Raw genomic sequence first — 26,976 nt, forward strand, 5'->3', positions numbered from 1 at the left:
CCGCCATGTCGATCCATCCCAGCCGCCGCGACTTCCTCGGCGCCGCCGCCCTTCTCGGGGCCTCGGGGCTCCATCCGGCGCTCGCCGCCACGCCGCGGCTGCGGTTGGCGATCCTGGCGACTTCCGATCTCCACATGGCGCTGACCGACTGGGACTACTACAGGGCCCGGCCGGACCCGACGACCGGGCTCTCGCGCGTCGCCACGCTGATCGCGGCAGCGCGGAAGAGCTTCGCCAACACGCTGCTGGTCGACAACGGCGATCTGCTGCAGGGCAATCCGCTCGCCGACCAGATCGCGCGCGGTGGGCTCTCGGGCGGGGCGATCCATCCGGCCTATCGAGTCATGAACGCGCTTCGCTACGACGCCGCGACGCTCGGCAATCACGAGTTCAACTACGGGCTCGACTTCCTCGAGCGCTCGCTGCGCGGCTCGGCCTTCCCGCAGATCTCGGCCAACATCCGCCGCGCCGACGGTTCGACCTTCCTGCCGGCGACCACCATCCTCGAGCGCCGCTTCGTCGACGAGGCCGGCACGGGTCACGACCTGAAGATCGGGGTGATCGGCTTCGCGCCGCCGCAGATCATGATCTGGGACAAGTCGAACCTCGAGGGTCGGCTCACGACCGACGACGTGATCGAGGCCGCCGAACGCCACGTGCCGGCGCTGCGTGCGTCCTGCGATCTCGTCGTGGCGCTCTGCCACGGCGGCGTCGGCGGCGGGCCGCGTCGCAAGGGTGAGGAAAACGCCGGCCTGCATCTCGCCGAGGTGCCCGGCATCGACGTCGTCGTCACCGGCCATTCCCATCGCGTGCTGCCCGGCCCGGACTTCTCGGGACAGGCGGGCGTCGATGCGGTCAAGGGTACGCTCGCCGGCAAGCCGGCGGTGATGCCGGGCTTCTGGGGCAGCCATCTCGGCGTCGTCGATCTCGGCCTCGTCCAGGACGGCGGCCGCTGGCGGATCGCCGACTTCGCCTGCGAGGCACGGCCGATCGCCCGGCGCGACGGGCAGAAGACGGTCGCTCTGGTCGAGCCCGACCCGGAGGTCGAACGCCTCGTCCGCCCCGAACACGAGGCGACGCGGGCCTGGGTCGACCAACCGGCCGGCCGCTTCGCCCGTTCGATCGACAGCTATTTCGTGTGGACCGGACGCGATCCGGCGACGACGCTGGTCAACCGCGCCCAGACCGATTACGCCCGCCGGCTCCTCGCCGGCACCGAGCACGAGAAGCTGCCGCTGCTCTCGGCGATGGCGCCGTTCCGCGCCGGCTACACGCCGGATTCGTGGATCGACATCCCGGCCGGGCCGGTGGCGCTGCGCCAGGTCGCCGATCTCTACGCCTATTCCAACACGCTGGTGGTGGTGAAGGTGACCGGCGCACTGCTGCGCGAGTGGCTGGAGCATGCCGCCCGCGTCTTCGCCCGCATCGTGCCGGGCGCGGCCGAGGTGCAGTCGCTCATCGAACCCAAGATCCCGTCCTACAATTTCGACGTGATCTCCGGCCTCACCTGGACGATCGACGTCACGCGGCCGCCGCGCACCGATGCCCAGGGCCGCATCGTCACGCCGGAGGGCGGGCGCATCTCCGATCTGAAACACGAGGGCCGGCCGATCGACGAGGCGGCGGAGTTCCTGGTCGTCACCAACAACTATCGCGCCGACGGCGGCGGTGGCTTCCCCGGCATGGACGGCGACCGGGTGGTGCTGCGCGCGCCCGACGGCAACCGCGACGTCGTCCTGAAGTGGGTGATGGCACAAGCGGACGTGACGGTGCCCGACGAGCGGCCCTGGCGTTTCGCCCCGCTCGGAAAGCCGACCACCGTCGCCTTCGACGGCGCGCCGCAGGCCCGCGGCCGGCTCGCCGAGGCACCGGAACTGCGCGAGATCGCGGCGGTGCGCGAGGGCTGGGCACGCTACGCCTTCGACCTCGCGTGAGACGTGTGGTGCTTACGAAGGGGCAGGTGTGACACCGTCATGGACAGTTCACAGGACCGTCACGCCGCCTTCGCGTTCTTCGGGGAAACCCGCATGTCTTCGACGAAAGGAGCATGTCATGGACCCCCAATCGGTCGCGGTCACGGGCGTCGACAAGAGCTTCGGCGGGGCGCGCGTCCTCGACGGGATCGACCTCTCGATCGAGCCGGGCGAGTTCGTCTCGCTGGTCGGCGAATCCGGTTGCGGCAAGTCCACGCTGCTCAGGATCATCGCCGGGCTGGAGAGCCCGGATCGCGGGCGGGTGACGATCGGCGGCGCCGACGTGACGCAGGTCGATCCGAGTGATCGCAACATCGCGATGGTGTTCCAGTCCTACGCGCTCTATCCGCACATGACGGTCAAGCGGAACATCGCCACGCCGCTCAGGATGCGTCGCCTGTCGCTCGCCGGCCGCATGCCGCTCCTCGCCCCCTTCGTGCGCGGACGGAGTGCCGTGCTCGAGGCGATCGACCGGGAAGTCACCGCCGCCGCGGCGATGCTCAAGATCGAGGATCTGCTCGATCGCCGTCCGGCGCAGCTCTCCGGCGGCCAGCGTCAGCGCGTGGCGCTGGCGCGGGCGCTGGTGCGTTCGCCCGCGGCCTTCCTGATGGACGAGCCGCTCTCCAATCTCGACGCCAAACTGCGCACCCACATGCGCGAGGAACTGGCGGCGCTGCACCGCCGGCTCGGCGCCACCTTCGTCTACGTCACGCACGACCAGGTCGAGGCGATGACCATGTCGAACCGCATCGCCCTGATGGACGGCGGCCGTATCCTGCAGTTCGGCACCGCGGCCGATCTCTACGAGCGGCCGGCCTCGCTCGCCGTCGCCCGTTTCATCGGTTCGCCGTCGATCAACCTGCTGCCGGTCGAGATCGAGGCGGGCGGATCGATCACCGCCTTCGGCCGCCCGTTAGGCATCCATGCGACGGCCGAGGTCGGGCCGGCGGTGCTCGGCGTCCGGCCGGAGGACGTCGTGGTCGGGGCGCCGGGCCTCGCGGCGCGACTGGTGCGGGTCGAGCGTCACGGCGCCGACTGTTTCGAGACCTATGCGCCGCTCGCCGACGACACGCTGCGCGTCGTCGCCCGCCGCGCGCCGAGTGCGGTCGCCGGGGCGGGCGAGATCGTGTCGCTCGGCATCGCCGCCGAACGGGCCCATCTCTTCGGTGCCGACGGGCAACGTCGCCCGACCGCCTTCCGCGTCGAGGTGCCGGCATGAGCGTCGCGGCGACCTTTTCCGGCGCGGTCCGGACGATCGCGCGGCCGGTCGACCGCGAGGCGCGGGCGCGGCGGACGGGGCTGCTCTTCGCGGCGCCGGCGGTGCTCCTGCTCTTCGCGATCTACCTCGTGCCGATGTTCGTGCTCGCGGGCTTCGCGCTGACCGACTATCGGCTCGGGGCGCTCGCGACCCGTTTCGTCGGGCTCGACAACTTCGTCCGCGCCTTCTCCGATCCGGTCTTCGTGCGGGCGACCGCCAACACCGTGCTCTATGCGGCGATCGTCATTCCCGGTGGCGTCTTCCTCGGGCTCGGGGCGGCGCTGCTGATCGAGGGGCGGCGGCGCAGCCGGTCGTTCTTCGAGACCGCCTATTTCCTGCCGGTGACGGCGACCCTGGTCGCCATGGCGACGGTGTTCCAGTTCCTGCTGCACCCGTCGATCGGGCCGATCAACGCGGCGATCGTCGCGCTCGGCTTCGAGCCGGTCGCCTTCCTGTCGACGCCGAAGCTGCTGGTGCCGACCATGGCGGTGATCGGCATCTGGCAGGTCGTCGGCTTCAACATGGTGCTGTTCCTCGCCGGCCTCTCGGCCATCCCGCGCGATCTGCACGAGGCGGCGCGGCTCGACGGCGCGCGTCACCCGATCGACCGGTTCCTGACCGTCACCTGGCCGATGCTCGGGCCGACGACGATGTTCGTCGTCGTCACCACCTCGATCACCGCCTTCAAGGTGTTCGAGACCGTCGCCGTGCTCACCCACGGGCGCGGCGGCACCGAGACGATGCTCTACGACCTCTATCTCGAGGGCTTCGAATATTCGAACACCGGCTATGCCGCGGCGCTGACGCTGCTCTTCCTGGCGGTCGTCCTGGTGCTGTCGATCGGCCAGACCCTCCACCTCGATCGCAAGGTTCACTATCGATGAGCGGTTCGACGGGACGCTGGGCTTCGCGCGTGGTGCTGGCCGCCGGGGCGGCTCTGATGCTGCTGCCGTTCTGGTGGATGTTGCTCACCGCGATGCGTTCGCCGGCGGAGATCTTCCACGGCTCGCTCTTGCCGGTGATCGACCTCTCCGCGGCGCTCGACAACTTCGGCCGCGCGGCGGCGCAGGTGCCGATGGCGCGGTTCATGGCGAACGGCGTGATCGTCTGCGGTGGCATCCTCGCGGTGCAGGTCCTGACCGCTGTGCCGGCGGCCTATGCGCTCGCCAAGCTGCGTTTTCCGGGGCGTGATCTGCTCTTCGCCGCGGTGGTCGCCGCCCTCGCCGTGCCGATGCAGGCGCTCGCCCTGCCGCTCTTCGTCGGCCTGTCGAAGGCGGGGCTGCTCGACACCTACTTCGCGATGATGGTGCCGTTCTTCCTGTCGGTCTTCGCCATCTTCCTCTTCCGCCAGTCGTTCCGCTCCTACCCCGACGAGATCGTCGACGCGGCGCGGCTCGACGGATTCTCGGAGTGGGAGATCTGCTGGGGGCTGGTGCTGCGCGGCTCGCTGCCGGCGCTCGCGGCCTTCGCGGTGTTCTCGGTGGTCGCCCACTGGAACGACCTCTACTGGCCGATGATCGTCGTCTCTACGCCCAGCCTCGCGCCGCCGCCGCTCGGCATGATGATCTTCGCCGACGTCGAGAGCGGCGCCAACTACGGCGCGCTGATGGCCGGCGCGACGATGATCACGGCGCCGATGGTCGTCGCCTTCCTTCTCGCCCGACGGCAGTTCGTCGCCGGCATCACGATGTCCGGGGTCAAGTGACCCGGAAAGCGCCTCCCGCTCCAAACCAGACGAAACGGAGATCCCCATGTCGTTCGTGAAACGCATCGCCGCCGCCGCGCTCGCGGTCGGGCTCGCGTTGCCGGCCGCGGCCTCGGCCGAACCGGTGACACTCAAGGTGCTCTACAACCTGCCGGGCTTCACCAAGTTCCATCAGCCGATCGCCGACGCGTTCATGGCCGCCAACCCGGACGTCAAGATCGAGTTCCTGGCGCCGGCCGCCGGCTACAACGAGGGTCAGCAGCAGGTGCTGCGCGCCGCGGTCACCGGCAATCTGCCGGACGTCTACTTTTCCGGCTACAATCTGACCGCCGAGCTCGTCCACACGCTGGCGCCGCGCGGCCAGATCTCCGATCTCGGGCCGTTCATCGCCAAGGAAGGCGGTCAGGCCTTCCTCGACGCCAACTATTCGCCGCGCATGGCGGCGCTCGGCGTGATCGACGGCAAGCAGTACGGCCTGCCGGTCAACGCCTCGTCGCCGATCATGTACGTGAACGCCGATCTCGTCGCCAAGGCGGGCGGCGATCCCGCGCACATGCCCGACACGTTCGACGGCCTGATCGCGCTCGCCAAGAAGATCCACGACGCCGACCCGAAGGTCGCCGGCATCGCCTACGACATCGCCGGCTGGCCGGACGACTGGCTGTGGCAGGCGCTGATCGTGTCGCAGGGCGGCCAGATGGTCGATCCGGCGACCGGCAAGGCCGGCTTCGACAACGCCATCGGCCTCAAGGCGCTGCAGTTCACCCGCCGCTTCGTCACCGAAGGCGGCCAGGTGGTGCTCGACTGGGATCAGGCGCGCCAGCAATTCGGCGCCGGCCTCACCGGCTTCCTGTTCTCGACGCCGGCCCACGTCCAGACCATCGAAGGTCTCGTCGGCGACCGCTTCAAGCTCGTCACCACGACCTTCCCGCTCGAGGACAAGGTCAAGGGCGGCGTGCCGACGGGCGGCAACTCGGCGGTGATCCTGACCCAGGACAAGGCCAAGCAGGACGCGGCCTGGAAGTACCTCAAGTGGATCACCGGTCCCGCGGCGCAGAACACCATCGTCCGCATCACCGGCTATCTGCCGACCAACAAGAACGCCACCGGCCCGGACTATCTCGGCCCCTACTACGTCGAGCGTCCCAACGTGAAGACCGCGTCGCTGCAGGCCGACAAGTCGCTGCCGTGGGCGGGCTATCCGGGCGGCGATTCCGTCCGCATCTGGCGCACCCAGCGCGACATCGTCGGCAAGGTGATGCGCGGCGAGATCTCGCCCGAGCAGGGTCTGAAGGACATGGTCGCCGAGACCAACGCCCTGATGACCAAGTGAACCAGGGGTCCGGTCGACGGCGCGGGGGCATCCCCCGCGTCGTTCCGGAAGGAGCCATGAAGATCATCCAGATCACCGATACCCACCTCGTCCGGCCCGGCCGGCGAGTCAACGGCGTCGACCCGGAAGCGCAGCTGCGCGCCGCGATCGCCGACATCATCGATCGTCACGCCGATGCCGAAATCCTGGCGATCACCGGCGATCTCTGCGACGACGGCGATCCGGAGGCCTACGGGCTGCTCGACGACATCCTGGCGCCGCTGCCCTTCCCCTATCGGCTGATGCTCGGCAACCACGATCATCGCCCGGCCTTCGTCGGCGCCTTCCCGCATCACCCGCGCGACGCGGCCGGCTACGTCCAGTCGTGGCTCGACACGAAGCACGGGCGGCTCCTCTTCCTCGACACGCACGAGGCGGGGGTGATCGGCGGCATCTACGGGCCGGATCGGCTCGCCTGGCTCGACGCGGCGCTGGAAGGCGCGGGCGAGGAACCGGTGACGGTCTTCCTCCACCATCCGCCGATGCCCGATGGGCTCGCCCATTTCCGCAACATCGGCCTGCACGACGACGGTGCGGTGATGGCGCGGTTGCGCGCCCATCGGCCCGGCGTGCGTCACGTGGTGTTCGGCCATGTCCACGTGCCGATCGCCGGCAACGACCGCCACGGCATCGCCTTCTCCTCGGGTCAGGCCTGTGCCCACCGCTTCGTCACCGACATCGACGACCTGTGCCCGGCGTGGACCGACGGTCGGCCGTGCTACCGGGTGCTGGTGATCGACGACTTCGGCTTCCGCGCCTATGCCTCGGAAGTCGGCGAGACGCCGACGGCCAAGGCGACGTTCTGCGCCGGTCCCTGAGCGGCGCTCGCGCGATCGGCCTTCCTCCGTCCGCCGTCGCGGGCCGCGATGCGTTCGAGCATCCGTTCCGCGGCGACGGCGGCGGCGCGCGAGCCGTCGGCCACGCCCGACACTTCCTTCATGTCCCAGGACGACGCCGTCCAATGCCAGCGGCCGGCGTGCGGTCCGCCGGCGATGCGATGGACGCGGCCGTAACCGACGCCGGCCATCGAGGCGAAGAAATCGGGTCTGCGGCTGCCGTCGGGCTTGCCGAAGGGCCGCCAGTTCAACCGCGGCTTTTCGATCTGTTCTTCGCTCATCGTTTCTCTGCCCCGGCTCACGTCCGGTCGATCGTGTTTCAGGACGAGCCTGCGACGGTCTTCGTTGCCGATTGATGACGGTCTCCCTGCCCGCCGGACCGTGTGACGCCCCCGCCGCGCCACGGACGTCGCGGCCACCGGCCGCAGGAGACGGGTATCGCATCGCCACTATGGTGATATCGCCCAATTTGAATGATCGAATATCGATGCATAATGGGTATTCGCACGAAGACGGGGAGATCGCTTCGGCGTAGTCTCGAGGCAGGTCGAAATCGTGCCGTTACGGCACGGAGACAGATCGTCGCGCCAGGGAGAGACCCATGAAGATCGTCGTCGCGCCGGACTCGTTCAAGGAGAGCCTGTCGGCCCTCGACGTGGCGCGCGCGCTCCGCGACGGTTTCGCCGAGGTGTGGCCGGACGCCGACTACGCGTTGGTGCCGGTCGCCGACGGCGGCGAGGGGACCGTCGATGCGCTGGTCGCCACCACCGGCGGCAAGCGGGTGGCGACGCGGGTCGTCGGTCCGCTCGGCAATCAGATCGAGGCCTTCTGGGGCCTCTCGGGCGACGGCAAACTGGCGATCGTCGAAATGGCGGCGGCGGCCGGGCTGATGCTGGTGCCGCCGGCCGAGCGCAATCCGCTGGTCACCACGACATACGGCCTCGGCCAGCTGATCCGCGCGGCGCTCGACGCCGGCGCCCGGCGCTTCGTCGTCGGCATCGGCGGCTCGGCCACCAACGATGCCGGCGCCGGCATGATCCAGGCGCTCGGCGGGCGGCTGCTCGATGCCGAAGGCCGCGATCTTCCTCCCGGCGGCGGTGCGCTGGCGTCGCTCGAGTGGATCGACCTCTCCGGGCTCGATCCGCGGCTTTCCGAATGCACCATCGACGTCGCCTGCGACGTCGACAATCCGCTCTGCGGCCCCAAGGGCGCCTCGGCGATCTTCGGACCGCAGAAGGGCGCGACGCCGGAGATGGTCGCCACCCTCGACCGCAACCTCGCCCGTTTCGCGACGGTGGTGAAGACCGAACTCGGCATCGAGGTCGCCGACCTCCCCGGATCCGGTGCCGCCGGCGGGCTCGGCGCGGGCCTGCGTGCGGTGGTCGGGGCGACGCTGCGGCCGGGCGTCGAGATCGTCATGGAGGCGGTCGGCATGGACGCGATCGTCGCCGACGCCGACCTCGTCGTCACCGGCGAGGGCCGCATCGACGGTCAGACCGTCCACGGCAAGACGCCGGTCGGCGTCGCCGCGGTGGCGCGCCGCCACGGCTGTCCGGTGATCGCCATCGCCGGCTCGGTCGGCGCCGGCGCCGAGGCGGTCCATGCCCACGGCATCGACGCCGTCTTCGGCATCCTGCCGCGCCCCTGCACCCTCGCCGAGGCGCTCGCCGAGGCCGAACCCAACCTGCGCCGCACGGCGCGCAACGTCGCCGCCACCCTGGCGCTCGGCGGCTTCGGCCGCGGCGCGAAGGGCTGAGCCGCCCCCCACTCCATCCGCCTTCGGGCGTCGAGGATCCGATCGATGAAACGCCAGCGCAGAGCCAAGATCGTCGCCACCGTCGGACCGGCCAGTGCCGATCCGGCCATGCTGAAGCGCCTGTTCGAGGCGGGTGTCGACACGTTCCGTCTGAACTTCAGCCACGGCTCTCACGCCGATCACGCCGCGGTCTTCGCCGCGATCCGCGATCTCGAGCGCGAGACGAAGGCGCCGATCGGCATCCTCCAGGACCTCCAGGGTCCGAAGATCCGCATCGGCCGGGTCGCCGGCGGCAAGGTCGTGGTGGCAGCCGGCGACAGCGTCGTCTTCCGCCCCGGCACCGAGCCGGGCGGCATCGACGCCCTGCCGCTGCCCCATCCCGAGATCTTCGCCGCGGTGCTGCCCGGCCACGAGCTGCTGATCGACGACGGCCGGGTTCGCCTGCGCGTCGTCGCGGTCGATGCCGACCGGATCGAGACCGAAGTGCTGGTCGGCGGCACGCTCTCCGACCGCAAGGGCGTCAATCTGCCGGGCACGGTGCTCGACCTGTCGCCGCTGACCGCCAAGGACCGCGCCGACCTCGCCTTCGGCCTCGAGCTCGGGGTCGACTGGGTGGCGCTCTCCTTCGTGCAGAAGGCGTCGGACGTGATCGAGGCGCAGGCGCTGATCGGCGATCGCGCTGGCCTCGTCGCCAAGATCGAGAAGCCCTCGGCGCTGGACGAGATCGACGCGATCATCGCCATGTCCGACGGCATCATGGTGGCGCGCGGTGACCTCGGCGTCGAAATCCCGCACGAGCACGTGCCGGGCCGCCAGAAGGAACTGGTGCGTGCCTGCCGCCTCGCCGGCAAGCCGGTGATCGTGGCGACACAGATGCTCGACTCGATGATCACCTCGCCGACGCCAACCCGCGCCGAGGCCTCCGACGTCGCCACCGCGATCTACGACGGTGCCGACGCCGTCATGCTCTCGGCGGAATCGGCGGCGGGCCAGTATCCGGTCGAGGCGGTGTCGATGATGGACCGCGTCATCCGCGCCACCGAGGCCCACGGGCTCTATCCCTCGATCGTCCATGCCTCGGCGACGCACGACGAGCGCACGGCGCAGCACGGCGTCGCGGCGGCGGCGGCGGATCTCGCGGTGTCGATCGATTCCGCCCTGATCGTCGCCTTCACCTCGTCGGGGGCGACCGCGGCGCGCATCGCCCGCAAGCGGCCGGCGCTGCCGATCCTGGCGCTGACGCCGTCGAGCACGGTGTCGCGGCGTCTCGCGCTGATGTGGGGCGTGCAGGGCCTGCCGTCGAACGGCGCCCACGGCTACGACGAAATGATTTCGCTGGCGACCCGCGCGGCGCTCGACGAGGGGCTGGTCGAACGCGGCCGCAACTTCGTGGCGGTGGCGGGCATTCCCTTCGGGGTGGCGGGTTCGACGAACAATCTCCGGGTCGTCGAAGTCGCCTGAACCCCGCCGGACGGTGCCGTCGGCATCCGTACGGTCGGCGCGGGAGAGGACCCTCCGCCTCTCCCGCGCGCTTTTTTGCGCTATGGTCGCGACACGACGCGCCATGCCGCCGGCGCGCGACCGGAGGATCTCGCGTGAACATCGATCGTCAGCTGGCCCAGTCGATCGTCGATCGTTCGATGCAGATCATCGACTGCAACATCAACATCATGGACGCCCGCGGCGTGATCATCGCCAGCGGCGATCCGGCGCGCGTCGGCGAGATCCATCAGGGCGCGCTGCTGGTCCTGTCGCGCCAGAAGGTGATCGAGATCGACGAGGCCTTCGCGCCGAAGCTCGACGGCGTGCGCCCGGGCGTCAACCTGCCGCTGCGCGCCGGCGACGAGGTGGTCGGCTGTATCGGCCTGACCGGCGATCCGGCCGAGGTGGCGCGGTTCGCCGAACTCGTCCGCCTCGCCGCCGAGACCATGCTGGAACAGGCGCGGCTCGCCGACCTCGTCGCCCGCGACGCCCGCATGCGCGAGGAATTCGTGCTGGCGCTGGTGCGCGGCGAGGCGCTCGATCCCTCGCGGCTCGAATGGGCGACGCGTTCCGGCCTCGATCCGGCGCTGCCGCGCGTCGCCGTGGTGATCGAGGTCGACGGCGGCGGGCTCGAGCGCGAGGCGCTGCTCGTCGAACTGCAACGGCTGCACACGTTGATCGCGACGCCGCAGCGCGGCCATCTCGCCGCCACCCTGTCGCTCGACGAAGTCGTCGTACTGATGCCGGCGGCCGCCGATCCGGTGGTCCATCGCCGGCTGGTCGAGGATCTGGCGCGGCGGCTGCGCGGCCGCAGCCCGCTCGGCCTGCAGTTCGCGCTCGGCCGCGCCTTCGAGGGTGCCGACGGCGTCGCCCGGTCCTACCGGGTGGCGGCGGCGACGCTCTCGGTCGGCAGGCGGAGCGGCGGGACGGGTGACGTCTTCGTCTACGACGACCTGCGTCTGCCGGTGCTGGTCGCCTCGCTCGGCGACGGCTGGCAGCGGCACGAACTCGCCGAACCGGCCCGGCGGCTGGCGGCGGCGGATCGCAAGGGCGAACTCGCGCGCACGCTCGCGGTGTGGTTCGACAACGGCATGCAGCATGCCCGCACCGCCGCGGCGCTCGGCATCCACCGCAACACGCTCGACTATCGCATGAAGCGGATCGCCGAGGTCTGCGGCCTCGATCTCGGCGCGACGGCGGATCTGATGCTGCTCTACCTCGCCCTCCAGGTGGACGAGACGCGATGACGGCTTCGCCGGTGCTCCGGGTCGGCTTCGTGCCGGCGCACAATTTCACGCTCTCGGCGCTGTCGCTCTTCGTCGACACGCTGAGACTGGCGGCGGACGAGGGCGACCGCTCGCGCCCGATCCGCTGCCACTGGTCGATCATGGCGGCGAGCCCGCAGCCGATCCGCGCCTCCTGCGGCCTCACCGTCAACCGCACCGCGCCGCTCGGCGAGCCGACCGACTTCGACTACGTGGTCGTCGTCGGCGGCATCCTGCACGGCGGCGATCAGATGGACGGCGAGACGCTCGCCTGGCTGAAGCGGGTGGCCGCCGCCGGGGTGACGCTGGTCGGCGTCTGCACCGGGTCCTTCGTGCTGTCGCGCGCCGGCCTGATGAACGGTCGGCGGGTCTGCGTCTCGTGGTATCACGCCGCCGACTTCGCCGAGGCCTTCCCGGACCAGATCCCGGTCGCCGACCGGCTCTTCGTCGACGACGGCGACCGCGTCACCTGTTCCGGCGGGGCGGGGGTGGCCGATCTCGCGGCGCATCTGGTCGAACGTCACATCGGCCGGGCGCCGGCCCTCAAGGCGCTGCACGTCATGCAGTTGCAGGCGGCGCGCGGGGCGGATGCCGCCCAGCCGCATCTGCCGCTCGACGAGGCGGTCGGCGACGAACGGGTGCGCCGCGCGCTCCTCGTCATGGAACAGGCGATCGCCGAACCGATCGCGATCGAGACGATCGCCGAACGGGCGGGGCTCTCGGCGCGGCAGCTCGAGCGGCTGTTCCGTGCGACGCTCGGGGCGGCGCCGGCCGCGGTCTATCGCCGGCTGCGGCTCGGCCAAGCCCGCTGGCTGATCGAGAACACGACGAAGAGCCTGACGACCGTCGCGGTGGAGACCGGCTTCTGCGACGCCTCGCACTTCTCGCGGCAGTTCCGCGCCGTCTTCGGGCAGGCGCCTTCGGACCTGCGCGGCGGGCAGCCCGAACGCGGCGATCAGCGCGCCGCTTCGTTCAGCACGCCGAGGACGTAAGGCGCGAAGGACCGCGCCGTCTCGATCCGCCAGGCACCACCTTCGGGGCGGACGAGGACGATCTCGGCCTTGGCGAAGACGGTGCGGCTCGCCGATCCCGGTGGGAAGACATGGTCGGCGAGATCGAGCGGGCTTGCGGCATTGACGATCTCGGGCACGCGGTCGCCCTCGAGCGCGAGGCCGACGTTGCGGTGGGAGACGTCGACGGCGGAATGGAACGTGTCGCCGAGCGCCACGTCGATGGCGGCGGGAAGCGTCGCTTCTTCCGCCTCGGGGGCGACGAGCAGCCATTCGTCCGGGCCGAGCCGGGCGGCGAAGCGATCGGCGGTGCCCCGCACCGTGTTGATGGCACCGGTGAGGTCGAAGCCGACGACGTCGGTCTTCGTCGCGGCGATCTCGGGGGCGAGGCGCAGGACGACGCGGGCGGCGAGCGGGGCCGGCTCGATCGTCACGCCGGGAAGGCGCGTCGCTGCGGGAGCGAGGGCGGGGCGGCGGATCGGGGTCGGGTCAGCCATCGAGGCGTTCTCCCTTGGCGTCGAAGAACACGGGCGAGGCGATCACCGCGCGGGTGAAGCCGCCGGCGTCGGTCGAGATCCACACCGTCTCGCCGATCCGGGCGCGACCGCCGGCGACGACGGCGAGCGCGATCGACCGGTCGAGCACGGCGCTCATGTAGCTCGAGGTGACGTGGCCGATCATCTTCATCGGGATCGGCTGGTTCGGCGTGGCGACGATCTGGGCGCCCTCGACCAGCACCTCCGTCGGGTCGACCGGCAGGAGGCCGACGAACTGGCGCCGGTCGGCGACGAGCATGTCGGGGCGGATCAGCGAACGCTTGCCGACGAAGTCGGGCTTTGCCTTGGCGATCATGCCGGCATAGCCGACGTCGTCGGGCGTCATCGTGCCGTCGGTGTCCTGACCGACGACCAGATAGCCCTTCTCGGCGCGCAGCACGTGCATCGCCTCGGTGCCGTAGGGCGTGATGCCGAAGGGCTCACCCGCGGCATGGACCGCTTCCCAGACGGCACGCCCGTGGTCGGCCGGCACGTTGATCTCGAAGCCTAGTTCGCCGGTGAAGGACACGCGGAAGAGCCGGGTCGGCACGCCGCAGATCCTGCCCTCGCGCACGCTCATGTGGGGCATGGCGGCGGCCGAGAGATCGATCCCCTCGACGAGGCCTTCGAGCACGGCGCGGGCCTTGGGCCCCTGAACCGCGATCACCGCCCATTGCTCGGTGGTCGAGGTCAGGTGGACGCGCAGCTCCGGCCATTCGGTCTGGAGATAGTCCTCCATGTGGGCGAGCACGCGGGCGGCACCGCCGGTCGTCGTCGTCACGTGGAAACGGTCGGCGGCGAGGCGGGCGACGACGCCGTCGTCCATGACGAAGCCGTCCTCCTTCAGCATCAGCCCGTAGCGGCAGCGCCCCGTTTCGAGCTTGGCGAAGGCGTTGACGTAGAGCCGGTTCAGGAACTCGGCCGCGTCGGGGCCGACGACCTCGATCTTGCCGAGGGTCGAGGCGTCGAAGAGGCCGACGCTCGCCCGCACCGCCCGGCACTCGCGGGCGACGGCGGCGTGCAGGTCCTCGCCTGCCGAGGGGAAGGCCTGCGCGCGCAGCCACTGGCCGACCGGCTCGAAGAGGGCGCCGCGCTCTTCCGCCCAGTCGTGGATCGGCGTGCGGCGGGTCGGCTCGAAGAGCTCGTGGCGGTTGATGTTGACCAGCGCGCCGAAGGAGACCGGGGTGAAGGGCGGGCGGAAGGTCGTGGTGCCGACCGCCGGGATCTCGCGGTCGAGCAGTTCGGCGACGAGGCCGAGGGCGTTCATGTTCGACGTCTTGCCTTGGTCCGACGCCATGCCGGTGGTGGTGTAGCGCTTGACGTGCTCGATCGAATGGAAGCCCTCGCGCACCGCGAGGCGGATGTCCTTGGCGGTGACGTCGCCCTGGAAGTCGACGAAGGCGCGGACCTTCACCGGGTTCTCGTCGGTCGGCAGGACGCGGACGGGGACGAAGCCGGTCGGCGTCGGCGTGGCGGTGAAGCTCCGGGCTTCCGAGATCCCGGCGGCTTCCGCGCCGGCGGCCCAACCCTCGGCGAGGCAGGCGGCGAGGTCGAAGCTGGCGCGGCAGGCGCCGGCCGAGCGTTCCTTCTGCACCGAGGTGCCGGGGACGAAACAGTCGATCGCGGCATTCCAGACCAGCTTGCCGCGCGACTGCGAGAAGAGATGGACGCTCGGCGTCCAGCCGCCGGACATGCCGACGCAGTCGCAGGGGAGCGACCGGCGCGGGCCGACGACGCGACCGGTGGCGTCGATCGGTGCCACGACGAGGGCCGAGACGCGGGTCTTGCCCTCCGCCCGGATCACCGTGTGGCCGGAGAGGACGGTGACACCGGCGGCGAGCGCTTCGGCGCGCTCGGGGCCGGCGATCTCGGCGGCGCGCAGGTCGACGATGGTGACGGCGATGCCGGCGGCGGCGGTGTCGAGGGCAGCGCGATAGGCCGAGGCGCCGGTGGTGGCGAAGACGGCGCGGGTGCCGGGCAGGGCCGCCCAGCGATTGACGAAGGCGCGGACGCTCTCGGCCAGCATGATGCCGGGGCGGTCGTTGTCGGCGAAGACCAGCGGCCGCTCGAAGGAGCCGGTCGCGAGCACGACCTCGCCCACCCGCATCTGCCACAGCCGCTCGCGCACCCGGCCGTCGGGCGCGTCGAGATGGTCGGCGACGCGCTCCACGCCGACGACGTGGTTGTGGTTGTAGTAGCCGAAGACGGTGGTGCGCGGCAGGCACGTGACGTTCGAAGCCGCCGCCAGTTCGGCGACCGTCTCGGCGAGCCACTGCGTCGCCGGCCTGCCGTCGATCTCGGAGGTGAGGTCGTGCAGCAGCGAGCCGCCGAACTCGGATTGTTCGTCGGCGATCGCCACGCGCCTGCCCGAACGGCTGGCGGCGAGGGCTGCGGCGAGGCCGGCGGGGCCGGCGCCGACGATCAGCACGTCGAAATGGGCGTGGCGATTGGCGTAGCGGTCGGGATCGGGGGCGGTCGGCGCCTTGCCGAGGCCGGCGGCGGCGCGGATGATCGGCTCGTAGACCTTGGTCCAGAAGGACTTCGGCCACATGAAGGTCTTGTTGTAGAAGCCGGTGACGAAGAGCGGCGACAGGGAATCGTTGATCGCGCCGACGTCGAAGGCGAGGCTCGGCCAGCGGTTTTGGCTCTGCGTCTTCAGCCCGTTCGTCGCCTCGATCACCGAGACGCGGTTGTTGGGATCGACCCGGCCGGGGCCGCGATCGACGGCGACCAGCGCGCTCGGTTCGTCCGACCCGTGGGTCAGGATGCCGCGCGGGCGGTGGTATTTGAAGGAACGGCCGACGAGGTGGCGTCCCGCTGCGATCAACGCCGAGGCGAGCGTGTCGCCGCGGAAGGCCGGTATTTGTTCGCCGTCGAAGGAAAAGGTGATCGGCTTCGAACGGTCGATGCGACCACCGGTGGCGAGGCGACGGGGGGCGGTCATCGGGCGGCCTCCGCGGGCACGGGATCGGGGCGCGGTTCGCCGCTGCGATAGCTGGCGAGGAACCGATCGCTCACCGTGTCGCGCAGGGCGTTGAACCAGCGGCCGCAGCCGTGGACGTGGTTCCAGCGCTCGGCCAGCACGCCCTTGGTGTTGGCGCGCATGTAGAGGAAGGCGCCCCAGGCGATGTCGTCGAGGGCGGACGGATCGGTCGGGCGGGCGATGTGGGCCTCGCCGCCGCAGCGGAACTCGGTCTCGGCGCGCGGCCCGCAGAAGGGACAGTCGATCAGCAGCATCTCGGGGTCCTCAGTGCGCGACCGCCGCAGCGGCGGCTTCGTCGATCAGCCGGCCGGTGACGAACCGATCGAGCGAGAAGGGGCGGGAGATCGGGTGGGGTTCGCCCTTGGCGAGGCAATGGGCGAAGAGGTTGCCCGAGCCCGGCGTCGCCTTGAATCCGCCGGTGCCCCAGCCGGCATTGACGTAGAGGCCGGGGATCGGCGTCAGGCCCTGGATCGGCGAGCGATCGACGGTGTTGTCGGTGATGCCGCCCCACGAGCGCATCATCTTGACCCGGGTGAAGATCGGGAAGAGCTCGCAGATGGCGTCGAGCGTGTGGATCGGGATCTGCAGGCCGCCCTGCTGCGAATAGCCGACGTATTGATCGGTGCCGGCGCCGATCACCAGTTCGCCCTTGTCGGACTGGGAAACGTAGGCGTGGACGGCGTTCGACATGACGACGCAGGGCATGGTCGGCTTCATCGGCTCGGAGACCAGCGCCTGCAGGGGCTGGCTCTCGAGCGGCACGCGCACGCCGAAGAGGCTCATCAGCTGCGAGGTATGGCCGGCGACGGAGACGCCGACGCGCTTCGTGGCGATGGGACCGCGCGATGTGACGAGGCCGCAGACGGCGCCGAAGGCGTCGCGCTCGAGGCCGAGGACCTCGCAGTTCTCGACGATGTCGACGCCGAGCGCGGAGGCGGCGCGGGCGAAGCCCCAGTTGACGGCGTCGTGGCGGGCGGTGCCGCCGCGCCGCTGCAGGGCGGCGCCGAGGACGGGGTAACGCTTGCCCGGCGAAAGATCGAGCTCGGGGCAGAAGGCCTTGGTCTCTTCCGGCGTCAGCCACTCGTTGTCGATGCCGTTGAGCCGATTGGCGTGGACGTGGCGGCGGAAGCTCACGACGTCGTGGTGATGATGCGCCAGCATCAGGATGCCGCGCTGGGAGAACATCACGTTGTAGTTCAGCTCGGCCGACAGGCCTTCCCAGAGCTTCAGCGAATGTTCGTAGATCGCCGCGCTCTCGTCGTAGAGGTAGTTCGAGCGGACGATCGTGGTGTTGCGGCCCGAGTTGCCGCCGCCGATCCAGCCCTTCTCGAGCACCGCGACATTGGTGATGCCGTGTTCCTTGGCGAGGTAGTAGGCGGTCGCCAACCCATGCCCGCCGCCGCCGATCACCACGGCGTCGTAGGACGCCTTCGGCGAGGCCTTGCGCCATTGCTCGCCCCAGCCGAGATGGGCGCCGAGCGCCTGGGCCACCAGGGAGGAGAGGGAGAACCTTCGCATCGTTCGCTCTTTCGCCGTCGACCGCGGAACGTCGTGCCGACCGGGCGGACGGACGCGACGGTGACAGTGTCGCGGTTTTGCCCGCGCGGGGCTTGCAGGGGCGCGACGTCGACTTGGATTTTTCCGACATGACGTGTCGGTTCCGTCTTGGGCGCGCGCCAACGAAACCGCCCGGCGCGGGGCGCGCCGGGCGGTTCCTTCGGGCGGGGCATCGCTGGGGACGACGTCTCGCCGTCACTTCAGGTCGAAGCGATCCGCGTTCATCACCTTGACCCAGGCGGCGACGAAGTCCGCGACGAACTTCGCCGCGTTGTCGTCCTGGGCGTAGACCTCGGCATAGGACCTGAGGATCGAGTTCGAGCCGAAGACCAGATCGACGCGGGTCGCCGTCCACTTCATCGCCCCGGTCGCCCGGTCGCGGATCTCGTAGGTGCCCGCGGCGGTCGGGGCCCAGGTGTTGGCCATGTCGACGAGGTTGACGAAGAAGTCCGTCGTCAACGCGCCGATCCGGTCGGTGAAGACACCGTGACGGCTGCCGCCGTGGTTGGCGCCGATCACCCGGAGACCGCCGACGAGCACCGTCGTTTCCGGCCCGGTCAGGCCCATCAGCTGGGCCCGATCGAGCAGCAGATCCTCGCCCGGCACCGCCCAGTCCTTCTTCAGCCAGTTGCGGAAGCCGTCGTGGACGGGCTCCAGCACCGCGAAGGAGGCGACGTCGGTCTGGTCCTGGTGCGCGTCGCCGCGGCCGGGAGCAAACGGCACCGTCACGTCGAAGCCCGCGGCCTTGGCCGCCAGTTCGATGCCGACGTTGCCGGCGAGCACGATCGTGTCGGCGACGCTGGCGCCGACGTCCTTCGCGATCGCCTCCAGCACCGTCAGCACCTTGGCGAGGCGGGCGGGCTCGTTGCCCTCCCAGTCCTTCTGCGGGGCGAGACGGATGCGGGCACCGTTGGCGCCGCCGCGGAAGTCGGAGCCGCGGAAGGTGCGGGCGCTGTCCCAGGCCGTCGTCACCAGATCGGCGATCGAGAGACCGGAGGCGACGATCTTCGCCTTGGCGGAGGCGACGTCGAAGCTCTTCGGGCCGGCGGGGATCGGGTCCTGCCAGATCAGATCTTCGCTCGGCACGTCCGGACCGATCCAGCGCGACTTCGGCCCCATGTCACGGTGGGTCAGCTTGAACCAGGCGCGGGCGAAGGTCTGCGAGAAATAGGCCGGATCGGCATGGAAGCGCTCGGAAATGGCGCGATAGGCCGGGTCGAGCTTCATCGCCATGTCGGCATCGGTCATGATCGGATTCTTCCGGATCGACGGATCCTCGACGTCGACGGGGCGGTCTTCGTCGCGGATCGACACCGGCTCCCACTGCCAGGCACCGGCCGGGCTCTTGCGCAGCTCCCACTCGTGGCCGAGCAGCATGTCGAAATAGCCGGCGTCCCAACGGGTCGGGTGCGTCGTCCAGGCGCCCTCGAGGCCGCTCGTCACGGTGTCGCGACCGATGCCGCGGGTGGTGTGGTTGACCCAGCCCAGACCCTGCTCGGCGATGTCGGCGCCTTCCGGGGCGGGACCCAGATTCTCGGCGCGACCGTTGCCGTGGGCCTTGCCGACGGTGTGGCCGCCGGCGGTCAGGGCGACGGTCTCCTCGTCGTCCATGCCCATGCGGGCGAAGGTCTCGCGGACCTGTGCGGCGGTGGCGAGCGGGTCGGGCTTGCCGTTGACGCCTTCCGGGTTGACGTAGATGAGGCCCATCTGCACCGCGGCGAGGGGGTTCTCCATCGTCGCGGGATCGGCGACGTTCTCGTAGCGGCCGTCGGAGGGGGCCAGCCATTCCTTCTCGGCGCCCCAGTAGACGTCCTTCTCGGGATGCCAGATGTCGGCGCGGCCGAAGGCGAAGCCGTAGGACGGCAGGCCCATCGACTCGTAGGCCATGGTGCCGGCGAGCAGCATCAGGTCGGCCCAGGAGATCTTGTTGCCGTACTTCTTCTTGATCGGCCACAGCAGGCGACGGGCCTTGTCGAGATTGCCGTTGTCCGGCCAGGAGTTCAGCGGCGCGAAGCGCTGGTTGCCGGTGTTGCCGCCACCGCGGCCGTCGGCGCTGCGGTAGGTGCCGGCCGAGTGCCAGGCCATGCGGATCATCAGGCCGCCGTAGTGACCCCAGTCGGCCGGCCACCAGGCCTGGCTCTCGGTCATCAGCGCCTTCAGATCGGCCTTCAGCCTGGCGACATCGAGGGTCGCGACCGCCTTCGCATAGTCGAAGCCGGCGCCCATCGGGTCGGTCTTGCCGTCGTGCTGGTGGAGAATGTCCAGTTCGAGTGCGTTCGGCCACCACTTGGTGACGGGCTCGGCGGCACGGGTGGTCGCGCCATGCATGAAGGGGCATTTGCCCGCGGGCGTCTCGGCAGATCCGGTCATCGTCGTCTCCCTCGGCCGCGTGTCGCGGCTTCGTTGCGGTGTGAATGGGGTAGCACCGGTCATCGATAAGGAGAATTTTGAACTTCCAATTTCCGTGATAAGAAAAACTCATGAACCCGATTTCGATGCGCCATCTCCGTTACATGGAGGCCCTCCTGCGCCACGGCCACTTCGGCCGGGCGGCGGAGGCGATCAACATTTCGCAACCGGCCCTGTCGCTGCAGATCCGCGAGCTCGAGGCGATCCTCGGGGTGCCGCTGGTCGAGCGCGGCGGGCGGCAGATCCGGCCGACCCGTTTCGGCGAGGCCTTCGCCGAACGGGCTTCGGAGATCCTGCGTTCGGTCGACGATCTCGCCGATCTGGCGCGGGTCTTCCGCGGGCCGCTCGCCGGGCCCCTGCGGATCGGCGTCATCCCGACGATCGCGCCCTACCTCCTGCCGCGCCTGATCGCGACGCTGGCGACGAGTCATCCGACGCTCGACGTCGTGCCGCGCGAGGCGGTGACGGGGACACTCGTCGCCGAACTCCTCGACGGCCGGCTCGACACGGCGATCCTCGCCCTGCCGATCTCCGAGCCGGGGCTTACCGAGCATCCGCTCTTCGACGAGGAGTTCATGCTGGTGCGGCCGGAGGCCGAGCGCGACGAGCCGGTGCTCTCGGTCGAGGACCTGCATCGGCGGCGGCTTCTCCTGCTCGAGGAGGGGCACTGTTTCCGCGAACAGTCGCTCGCCTATTGCCGCCTGCCGTCGGTGCGCTCGGGCGACGTCATCGAGGGGAGCACTTTGGCGACGTTGGTGCAGCTGGTCGGCGCCGGGCTCGGCGTGACGCTGGTGCCGGAGATGGCGGTGTCGGTCGAGACGCGGTCGGCCCGGGTCGTCGCCCAGCGTCTGCCCGAGCCGCGGCCGACGCGGACGATCGGCATGATCTGGCGCCGCTCCAACCCGCTCGGCGTGCGCTACGCGGAGCTGGCGGACGGGGTGCGCGAGGGGTGTCGGGGGCCGGCGGGGATGGGCGGTGTCCTCTGAAACGCGAAAGCCCCGGCCTGGCGGCCGGGGCTTCCCGTGGGCACGTCGGACGGCGTGGTCAGTCGTCGTCCTTCTCGATGAGATGGGAGGCCATGACCTCGACGATGCTCTCGAGCTTGCCGCCCCATTTGGTCGCGTCCTTGGCCTCGTCCATGGTCAGGCGGCAGTTGGCACAGGCGGAGACCAGCGTCTCGGTGCCGGTCTCGGCGACCTGATCGGTCTTGATCTTGAAGACCTTGTAGCGGATCGGTGCCGAACGGGCGATCGCCTGGACGCCGCCACCGCCGCCGCAACACCAGTTGGAATTGGCGGTCGGCGTCATCTCGCGGAAGTCGGTCATCAACCCTTCGAGCAGATAGCGGGCGTCTTCCGTCGCCCCGCCGCGCCGCGAGATCTGGCAGGGGTCGTGGTAGGTGCAGGGCTCGTCGAAGGGCTTGAACTCGAACTTGCCCTCGCGCTTCAGCTTGGCGAGATATTCGGTGATGTGGAACACCTCGAAGGGCAGCGGTCGGCCGATGACGTTGGCCGCCTGCCAGCGCATCACGCCATAGGCGTGGCCGCATTCCGGGATGATCACCGTCTTCACCTTCAGCGCCTCGGCCGCCTCGACGATGCGCATCGTCATCGTCTTGGCGATGTCGGCCTTGCCGGCGAGGTAGCCGAAGTTGGTCGACTCGTAGCCCTTCGACGAGAAGGTCCAGTTGACGCCCGCATGGTTCAGGAGCTTGCCCATCGAGACGATGCTGTCGGGGTACTTCATCATCTCGATCGACGAGACGGTGAGCAGCACCTCGGCGCCTTCCTTGTCGAGCGGCAGGTCGATCTCGTTGTCGTCGGCGAGCCATTCGAGACGATCCTCGAGCTTCTCCGGCGTCAGACCGAGCGGGCTGCCGCGATCACGGCTGTTCTCGGCGGCGGCGAAGAGGTCGGCCGGGCCGATGCCGGCGGAGGCCAGCGCCTGACGGGTGGCGCCGGTGATCGAGGCGATGTCGATGCCCATCGGGCACACCAGCGTGCAGCGGCCGCACATGTTGCAAGTGTCGAAGATCAGCTCTTCCCACTCGGTCAGATCCGCCTCGGTGACCTTCGGCGCGATGCCGAGGAGGCCGAGGAAGCCGGTCTTGGAACGGTGGGCCTTGAGGATCGGCTGCAGCTTCCAGGCGGGCGTGTATTTCGGGTCCTTGGTCGCCTGATAGAAGTGGCAGGCTTCGGCGCAGAGGCCGCAGCGCACGCAGGATTCCGCCCAGGTGGCGAGCGGTCGGCCGACGAGGCCGACGAACTTGTCGACGGCGGCCTGGACGTTGACTTGGTCGGTCATGGGAGACGTCTCCTCGGGCTCAGCTCACGCGGATCTGCATCAGTTCCTCGCCGTCCGCGTCGGTGACGTGGACCGCGCAGGCCAGGCACGGATCGAAGGAATGGATCGTGCGCTGGATCTCGATCGGCTGCTTGGGATCGTGCATCCGATGGCGATCCATCAGCGCCGCCTCGTAGGCGCCGGGTTGGCCCGACGGATCGCGCGGGCCGGCGTTCCAGGTCGAGGGCACGACCGCCTGATAGTTGGCGATCTTGCCGTCCTCGATCACGATGTAATGGGCGAGACCGCCGCGCGGCGCCTCCATGTAGCCGACGCCCTTGGCGTGCTTCGGCCAGGTCGAGGGCTCCCACTTGGCGGGATTGTGGACGGCGAGATTGCCGGCCTTGATGTTGGCCGTCAGCGTCGCCAGCCAGCCGTCCATCTTGTCGGCGATCAGCTTGGTCTCGAGCGTGCGGGCGGCGGTGCGGCCCATGGTCGAGAACATGGCGGTGACCGGAAGATCGAGCTTCTTCAGCGCCATGGTCGCGAGTTCCTTGGTCTCGGCATGGCCCTTGGCGAGCAGCATCAACACGCGGGCGAGCGGGCCGACCTCGACGGCATGGCCGCGCCAGCGCGGGGCCTTGAGCCAGGAATATTCCTTGTCGACGTCGAGATGGCTGTAGCTGCCCTTCGGCCCGGTGTAGGCGAACTTGGTCTCGCCCTCCCAGGGGTGGAGCCCCTTGTCCTTGCCGCCGGCGTAGTCGTACCAGGAATGGCCGATGAACTCCTGCACCTGGGTCGGATCGCCGAGGTCGATCGGATGGATCTTGGAGAGATCGCGCCCGAGGATGACGCCGGCCGGGATCAGGTTCGACGACGGATCGCCCGAGCCCTTCTCGGGGAAGTCGCCGAAGGTCATGAAGTTGCCGAGGCCTTCGCCGCGGGCGAACCAGTCCTTGTAGAACGAGGCGATGGCCAGCGTGTCCGGCACATAGACCTCGTCGACGAAGGCCTTCATCTTCTGGATCAGCTGACGGACGTGTTCGAGACCAAGCACGTTGACCGCGGTCGAGGCCGAGCCGGAACCGGCGACCGGCGCCGAGGAGATCGGCGAGGGGGCGCCGCCGACGAGGAAGTTCGGGTGCGGGTTCTTGCCGCCGAAGATGGTGTGGACCTGCACCACCTCGCGCTGCCAGGCGAGCGCTTCCAGATAGTGGGCGACCGCCATGAGGTTCGCTTCCGGAGGCAGCCGGTACTCCGGATGGCCCCAGTAGCCGTTGGAGAAGATGCCGAGCTGGCCCGCCTCGACGAATTTCGCCAGCCGCTTCTGCGTCTCGGCGAAATAGCCGGGCGAGGACTTGGCCCAGGGGCTGATCGACTGCGCCAGCGTCGAGGTCGCGGCCGGATCGGCCTTGAGAGCCGAAACCACGTCGACCCAGTCGAGGGCGTGGAGGTGGTAGAAGTGCATCACATGGTCGTGGACGTATTGCGCGCCGACCATGAGGTTGCGGATGAGCTGGGCGTTCTCGGGAATTTCATACCCGAGCGCGTTCTCGACCGCGCGCACCGAGGCGAGACCGTGCACCAGGGTGCAGACGCCGCAGATGCGCTGGGCATAGGCCCAGGCGTCGCGCGGGTCGCGACCCTGCAGGATGATCTCGATGCCGCGCACCGAGGTGCCCGACGAGTACGCCTTGGAGATGGCGCCGTCGGCGCCGGTCTCGGCTTCGATGCGAAGATGACCCTCGATCCGGGTGATGGGGTCGACGACGACACGCTCCGTCATGGATCGCGCTCCGGTTCAGCCGCCTCGGGCAAAGCCGCGGGGCGAGGAAGGGGGTCGGGCGGGGGCGCCCGAGACTCGGTTCAGACGCCGCGGCGGGCGAGGAAGGCGCCGGTGGTGGCTCGCGAGACGAAGACCAGCACCGCGTGGAAGAGCTTGCCGAAGGGCAGCCAGATCAGCAGCAACGCCACCGACAGGATGTGGATGGCGAGCAGCGTCTCGTAGCGGGCGCCGACATGGCCGACCGCGACGAGGCCGGTGACGACCGGCGCCATGGTCACGAACCACGAGAAGTAGTCGTCGGCGTTCGAGATGAAGCGCTGCACCGGGCTGGTCATGCGCTTGATCAGAGCCGCCGCGAGGCTCAGCACCGTCACTGCGCCGACGACGTAGACGACGCCAGAGGGCAGCGTCGGCCACGACAGGCCCGTCAGGTTCTTGATGAAGAGCACGTGCGGGCGGAAGCCGAAGACCACGATCGCCAGACCGACGTGGAAGACCCAGCCGTTGAAGAAGGCGAAGCGTTCGGCGAAGGCGAAGGTCGGATGCGGCACCATGCGCCGGCCGATCTCGCGCAGGCCGGCCATGAAGGGGCCGGGCGTGCCGGGACGGGCGACGGTGCGGTCGGCGGGCTTGCCGAGGAAGAGGATGGCGAAGAGGCGCCAGAGGACGCCGAACACCATGACGGCCATGGCGACGTTGATCGCGGGGCCGCGGGCGAAGTCGAGCAGATCCATGGTTCTCACCCCTTCTTGAGCGAAGATTTGCGGCTGCGGGCGACGGCCGCGGCGGCGACACCGGCCACCGCTCCGGCGAGTGCGGCACCGCCGACCAGCTTGGCGGTCGGGCCGATCGAGCCGGAGAGCGGCGTGTAGAAGCTGCCCTTGTCCCAGAAGTCGGGCTCGGAGCAGCCGAGACAGCCGTGGCCGGACTGGATGGGGAAGGACACGCCGGCGTTCCACTTGGTGGTGGCGCAGGCGTTGTAGGTGACCGGACCCTTGCAGCCGACCTCGTAGAGGCACCAGCCGTTGCGGGCGCCCTCGTCGTCGAAGCTCTTGGCGAACTGGCCACGCTCGTAGAACGGCCGGCGATAGCAACGGTCGTGGATGTTGTCGCCGAAGAAGGCCTTCGGACGACCGAGGTGATCGAGTTCGGGGATCTTCCCGAAGGCGAGCAGGTGGGCGATCGTGCCGGTCATCGCCTCCGGGATCGGCGGGCAGCCGGGGATGGCGATGATCGGCTTGTCCTTGATGATGTCGCCGACCGAGACCGCGCCGGTGGGATTGGGGCTGGCCTTGGGGATGCCGCCGTAGGCCGCGCAGGTGCCGATCGAGATGATGGCGAAGGCGTCCTTGCAGGTGGCCTTCAGCGTCTCGAGGTTCGATTCGCCGGCGGTCGCCGAATACATGCCGTCGAGGCCGAGCGGGATCGCGCCGTCGACGGCGACGATGTACTTGCCCTTGTTGGCTTCCATCGCCTGATGGCGGGCATGCTCGATCGCCTCGCCGGAGGCGGCCATCAGCGTGTGATGGTAGTCGAGCGAGATGAAGTCGAAGATCAGGTCCTCGAGCGTCGGCCCGAAGGAGCGGGTGATCGATTCGGTGCAGCCGGTGCATTCCTGGAACGACAGCCAGATCACCGACTGCCGCCTGGCCTTGGCCAGTCCTTCCGCCATCGCGCGGGAGGCGGCGGGCGTCAGCGCCATGATGGAGCCGAGCCAGGAGGCATATTTGACGAAGGCGCGGCGCGAGACGCCGTGAGCCGCCAGTCGTTCGCCGAGTGTTTCGAAGTCAGCCACGGGACGGTTCCTCCACCGGGACGAGAGGGAGCGGGGCGGCGGCGAGGCCGTGGAGCCGGATACTGGCGGCGGCGACGTCGTCGGGATGGGATGCGAGAATGTCGGGGCAGCGGGTCACCGCCAGTTCGCGGGTGACGGTGCGGTCGCCGGCGGCGTAGTGGCGGATCCACCAGACGCCGGAGAAGCCGGTCTCGACCACTTCGGAACGGCCGGCGACGTCGAGTTCGCAAGAGACCTCGCCGCGGCCGAGCGCCTCTTCGAGAGCGGCGAGATCGGCGTCGGTGAGGGTGAGCGCGTCGAGGGCGACGATCGTCTCCTCGCCGTCGACGGCGAGGCGGGAAAGCGCCCCGGCGATCTCGCCGATGAGGGCGCGGACGATCGGGCGGGTCTCGCCCGGCTCTTCGCGTTCGGGGACGGGGTCGTGGATGTTCATGCGTGGCCTCCCCAGCGTTCGATGAGTTCGGCGACGCGGACCTTGGCCTCGGGCACGGCGGCGAAGACCTGCGGCTGCGGTTCGGCGCCGAGCGTGATGTCGCCGACCTGGACGGCGACCATCGCCCGGCGTTCCGGCTTGGTGCCGATCAGTTCGGCGGTCAGCACGAGGTCGGAGACGGCGATCTCGTGCGGCGTCGAGCGCTTGACGCGCAGCAGCGCGTCCATGTCGTCGCCCTCGAAGAGCCGCACCTCGCCGAGCGAACCGCCGAAGTCGGCGGCGTCGACCAGGATCAGCGCCTTGCGGTTCTCGATCAGCGGCAGCAGCGCCAGACCGATGGTGCCGCCGTCGTGGAAGATCACGGACGGATCGGCGGGGGCGGCGTCGCGTTCGGCCATCAGCTCGCGCACCACCATGACGCCGACGCCGTCGTCGGTGAGCAGCGTGTTGCCGACGCCGAGGACGACGATGTCGGGAGAGGCGGTTTCGGGCGGCAGGGCGAGCGGCATGGGGGTCCCCCGAGCGCGTCGGGTTTCG

The 26,976-nt window shown here is 69.8% G+C and carries 23 protein-coding genes; 11 read left to right on the forward strand and 12 right to left on the reverse strand.

Annotated elements, in window-relative coordinates; all coding sequences use genetic code 11:
- Window positions 1–5 precede the first annotated feature (5 nt).
- The 6 genes from ACT53U_RS16615 (at window position 6) to ACT53U_RS16640 (ending at window position 7,126) form a co-directional block, all read left to right on the forward strand.
- Entirely contained in the window at window positions 6–1,934 is a 1,929-nt protein-coding gene (locus ACT53U_RS16615; RefSeq protein WP_476156917.1) for a bifunctional 2',3'-cyclic-nucleotide 2'-phosphodiesterase/3'-nucleotidase, read from the forward strand.
- Between the two features lie 118 nt (window positions 1,935–2,052).
- Window positions 2,053–3,192, forward strand: coding sequence for an ABC transporter ATP-binding protein (locus ACT53U_RS16620; protein WP_476156918.1), 1,140 nt, complete (start codon window positions 2,053–2,055; stop codon window positions 3,190–3,192).
- Window positions 3,189–4,115 (forward strand): carbohydrate ABC transporter permease, encoded by a 927-nt coding sequence (locus ACT53U_RS16625; RefSeq protein WP_476156919.1) that lies wholly within the window; start codon window positions 3,189–3,191, stop codon window positions 4,113–4,115. The genes ACT53U_RS16620 and ACT53U_RS16625 overlap by 4 nt, the downstream gene beginning before the upstream one ends.
- Window positions 4,112–4,936, forward strand: a complete 825-nt coding sequence (locus ACT53U_RS16630) for a carbohydrate ABC transporter permease (RefSeq protein ID WP_476156920.1) — start codon at window positions 4,112–4,114, stop codon at window positions 4,934–4,936. The genes ACT53U_RS16625 and ACT53U_RS16630 overlap by 4 nt, the downstream gene beginning before the upstream one ends.
- Window positions 4,937–4,982: 46 nt before the next feature.
- A complete protein-coding gene (locus ACT53U_RS16635) occupies window positions 4,983–6,269 on the forward strand; it encodes an ABC transporter substrate-binding protein (protein WP_476156921.1) in 1,287 nt (428 codons plus the stop codon).
- A 56-nt stretch (window positions 6,270–6,325) separates the two neighbouring features.
- A complete protein-coding gene (locus ACT53U_RS16640) occupies window positions 6,326–7,126 on the forward strand; it encodes a phosphodiesterase (protein WP_476156922.1) in 801 nt (266 codons plus the stop codon).
- Here ACT53U_RS16640 and ACT53U_RS16645 read toward each other — a convergent pair.
- Window positions 7,066–7,425 (reverse strand): hypothetical protein, encoded by a 360-nt coding sequence (locus ACT53U_RS16645; protein ID WP_476156923.1) that lies wholly within the window; start codon window positions 7,423–7,425, stop codon window positions 7,066–7,068. The genes ACT53U_RS16640 and ACT53U_RS16645 overlap by 61 nt on opposite strands.
- Window positions 7,426–7,745: 320 nt before the next feature.
- Between ACT53U_RS16645 and ACT53U_RS16650 the strand changes: the two genes are divergently transcribed.
- The 4 genes from ACT53U_RS16650 (at window position 7,746) to ACT53U_RS16665 (ending at window position 12,639) form a co-directional block, all read left to right on the forward strand.
- Window positions 7,746–8,900 carry a glycerate kinase gene (locus tag ACT53U_RS16650; RefSeq protein ID WP_476156924.1) on the forward strand — a complete coding sequence of 385 codons (1,155 nt, stop codon included), beginning with the start codon at window positions 7,746–7,748 and terminating at the stop codon, window positions 8,898–8,900.
- A 45-nt stretch (window positions 8,901–8,945) separates the two neighbouring features.
- Window positions 8,946–10,361, forward strand: a complete 1,416-nt coding sequence (gene pyk, locus ACT53U_RS16655; protein ID WP_476156925.1) for a pyruvate kinase — start codon at window positions 8,946–8,948, stop codon at window positions 10,359–10,361.
- 134 nt (window positions 10,362–10,495) lie between these two features.
- Entirely contained in the window at window positions 10,496–11,629 is a 1,134-nt protein-coding gene (locus ACT53U_RS16660; protein ID WP_476156926.1) for a sugar diacid recognition domain-containing protein, read from the forward strand.
- Window positions 11,626–12,639, forward strand: a complete 1,014-nt coding sequence (locus ACT53U_RS16665) for a GlxA family transcriptional regulator (RefSeq protein ID WP_476156927.1) — start codon at window positions 11,626–11,628, stop codon at window positions 12,637–12,639. Before ACT53U_RS16660 ends, ACT53U_RS16665 begins: the two co-directional genes overlap by 4 nt.
- Here ACT53U_RS16665 and ACT53U_RS16670 read toward each other — a convergent pair.
- The 5 genes from ACT53U_RS16670 to katG all read right to left on the reverse strand — a co-directional run bounded on the left by ACT53U_RS16670 (window position 12,603) and on the right by katG (window position 20,103).
- Complete coding sequence (locus tag ACT53U_RS16670) at window positions 12,603–13,154, reverse strand: sarcosine oxidase subunit gamma (RefSeq protein ID WP_476156928.1); 552 nt, start codon at window positions 13,152–13,154, stop codon at window positions 12,603–12,605. The genes ACT53U_RS16665 and ACT53U_RS16670 overlap by 37 nt on opposite strands.
- The gene (locus ACT53U_RS16675; RefSeq protein WP_476156929.1) at window positions 13,147–16,137 is read right to left on the reverse strand and encodes a sarcosine oxidase subunit alpha family protein; all 2,991 of its coding nucleotides are present in this window, start codon (window positions 16,135–16,137) and stop codon (window positions 13,147–13,149) included. Before ACT53U_RS16675 ends, ACT53U_RS16670 begins: the two co-directional genes overlap by 8 nt.
- Complete coding sequence (locus ACT53U_RS16680; RefSeq protein ID WP_476156930.1) at window positions 16,134–16,430, reverse strand: sarcosine oxidase subunit delta; 297 nt, start codon at window positions 16,428–16,430, stop codon at window positions 16,134–16,136. The genes ACT53U_RS16675 and ACT53U_RS16680 overlap by 4 nt, the downstream gene beginning before the upstream one ends.
- A gap of 10 nt (window positions 16,431–16,440) precedes the next feature.
- A complete protein-coding gene (locus ACT53U_RS16685; protein WP_476156931.1) occupies window positions 16,441–17,694 on the reverse strand; it encodes a sarcosine oxidase subunit beta family protein in 1,254 nt (417 codons plus the stop codon).
- Between the two features lie 234 nt (window positions 17,695–17,928).
- On the reverse strand, window positions 17,929–20,103 hold the full coding sequence (gene katG / locus ACT53U_RS16690; protein ID WP_476156932.1) for a catalase/peroxidase HPI: 2,175 nt from the start codon (window positions 20,101–20,103) through the stop codon (window positions 17,929–17,931).
- A gap of 110 nt (window positions 20,104–20,213) precedes the next feature.
- On the opposite strand from katG, the gene ACT53U_RS16695 reads away from it, so the two are divergent.
- Window positions 20,214–21,128, forward strand: coding sequence for a LysR substrate-binding domain-containing protein (locus ACT53U_RS16695; protein WP_476156933.1), 915 nt, complete (start codon window positions 20,214–20,216; stop codon window positions 21,126–21,128).
- A 58-nt stretch (window positions 21,129–21,186) separates the two neighbouring features.
- On the opposite strand, the gene ACT53U_RS16700 is transcribed toward ACT53U_RS16695, so the two are convergent.
- The 6 genes from ACT53U_RS16700 to ACT53U_RS16725 form a co-directional block, all read right to left on the reverse strand.
- Window positions 21,187–22,446, reverse strand: coding sequence for a (Fe-S)-binding protein (locus ACT53U_RS16700; RefSeq protein WP_476156934.1), 1,260 nt, complete (start codon window positions 22,444–22,446; stop codon window positions 21,187–21,189).
- Window positions 22,447–22,465: 19 nt separating this feature from the next.
- Window positions 22,466–24,211 (reverse strand): nickel-dependent hydrogenase large subunit, encoded by a 1,746-nt coding sequence (locus ACT53U_RS16705; protein WP_476156935.1) that lies wholly within the window; start codon window positions 24,209–24,211, stop codon window positions 22,466–22,468.
- Window positions 24,212–24,291: 80 nt separating this feature from the next.
- Complete coding sequence (locus tag ACT53U_RS16710) at window positions 24,292–24,945, reverse strand: hypothetical protein (RefSeq protein ID WP_476156936.1); 654 nt, start codon at window positions 24,943–24,945, stop codon at window positions 24,292–24,294.
- A gap of 5 nt (window positions 24,946–24,950) precedes the next feature.
- Window positions 24,951–26,006, reverse strand: a complete 1,056-nt coding sequence (locus tag ACT53U_RS16715; protein ID WP_476156937.1) for a hydrogenase small subunit — start codon at window positions 26,004–26,006, stop codon at window positions 24,951–24,953.
- Window positions 25,999–26,439 carry a hydrogenase expression/formation C-terminal domain-containing protein gene (locus ACT53U_RS16720; RefSeq protein WP_476156938.1) on the reverse strand — a complete coding sequence of 147 codons (441 nt, stop codon included), beginning with the start codon at window positions 26,437–26,439 and terminating at the stop codon, window positions 25,999–26,001. The genes ACT53U_RS16715 and ACT53U_RS16720 overlap by 8 nt, the downstream gene beginning before the upstream one ends.
- Window positions 26,436–26,948, reverse strand: a complete 513-nt coding sequence (locus tag ACT53U_RS16725) for a hydrogenase maturation protease (RefSeq protein WP_476156939.1) — start codon at window positions 26,946–26,948, stop codon at window positions 26,436–26,438. Before ACT53U_RS16725 ends, ACT53U_RS16720 begins: the two co-directional genes overlap by 4 nt.
- Between the last annotated feature and the right edge of the window lie 28 nt (window positions 26,949–26,976).

This window comes from Pinisolibacter sp. DMC19 (genome assembly GCF_056313985.1).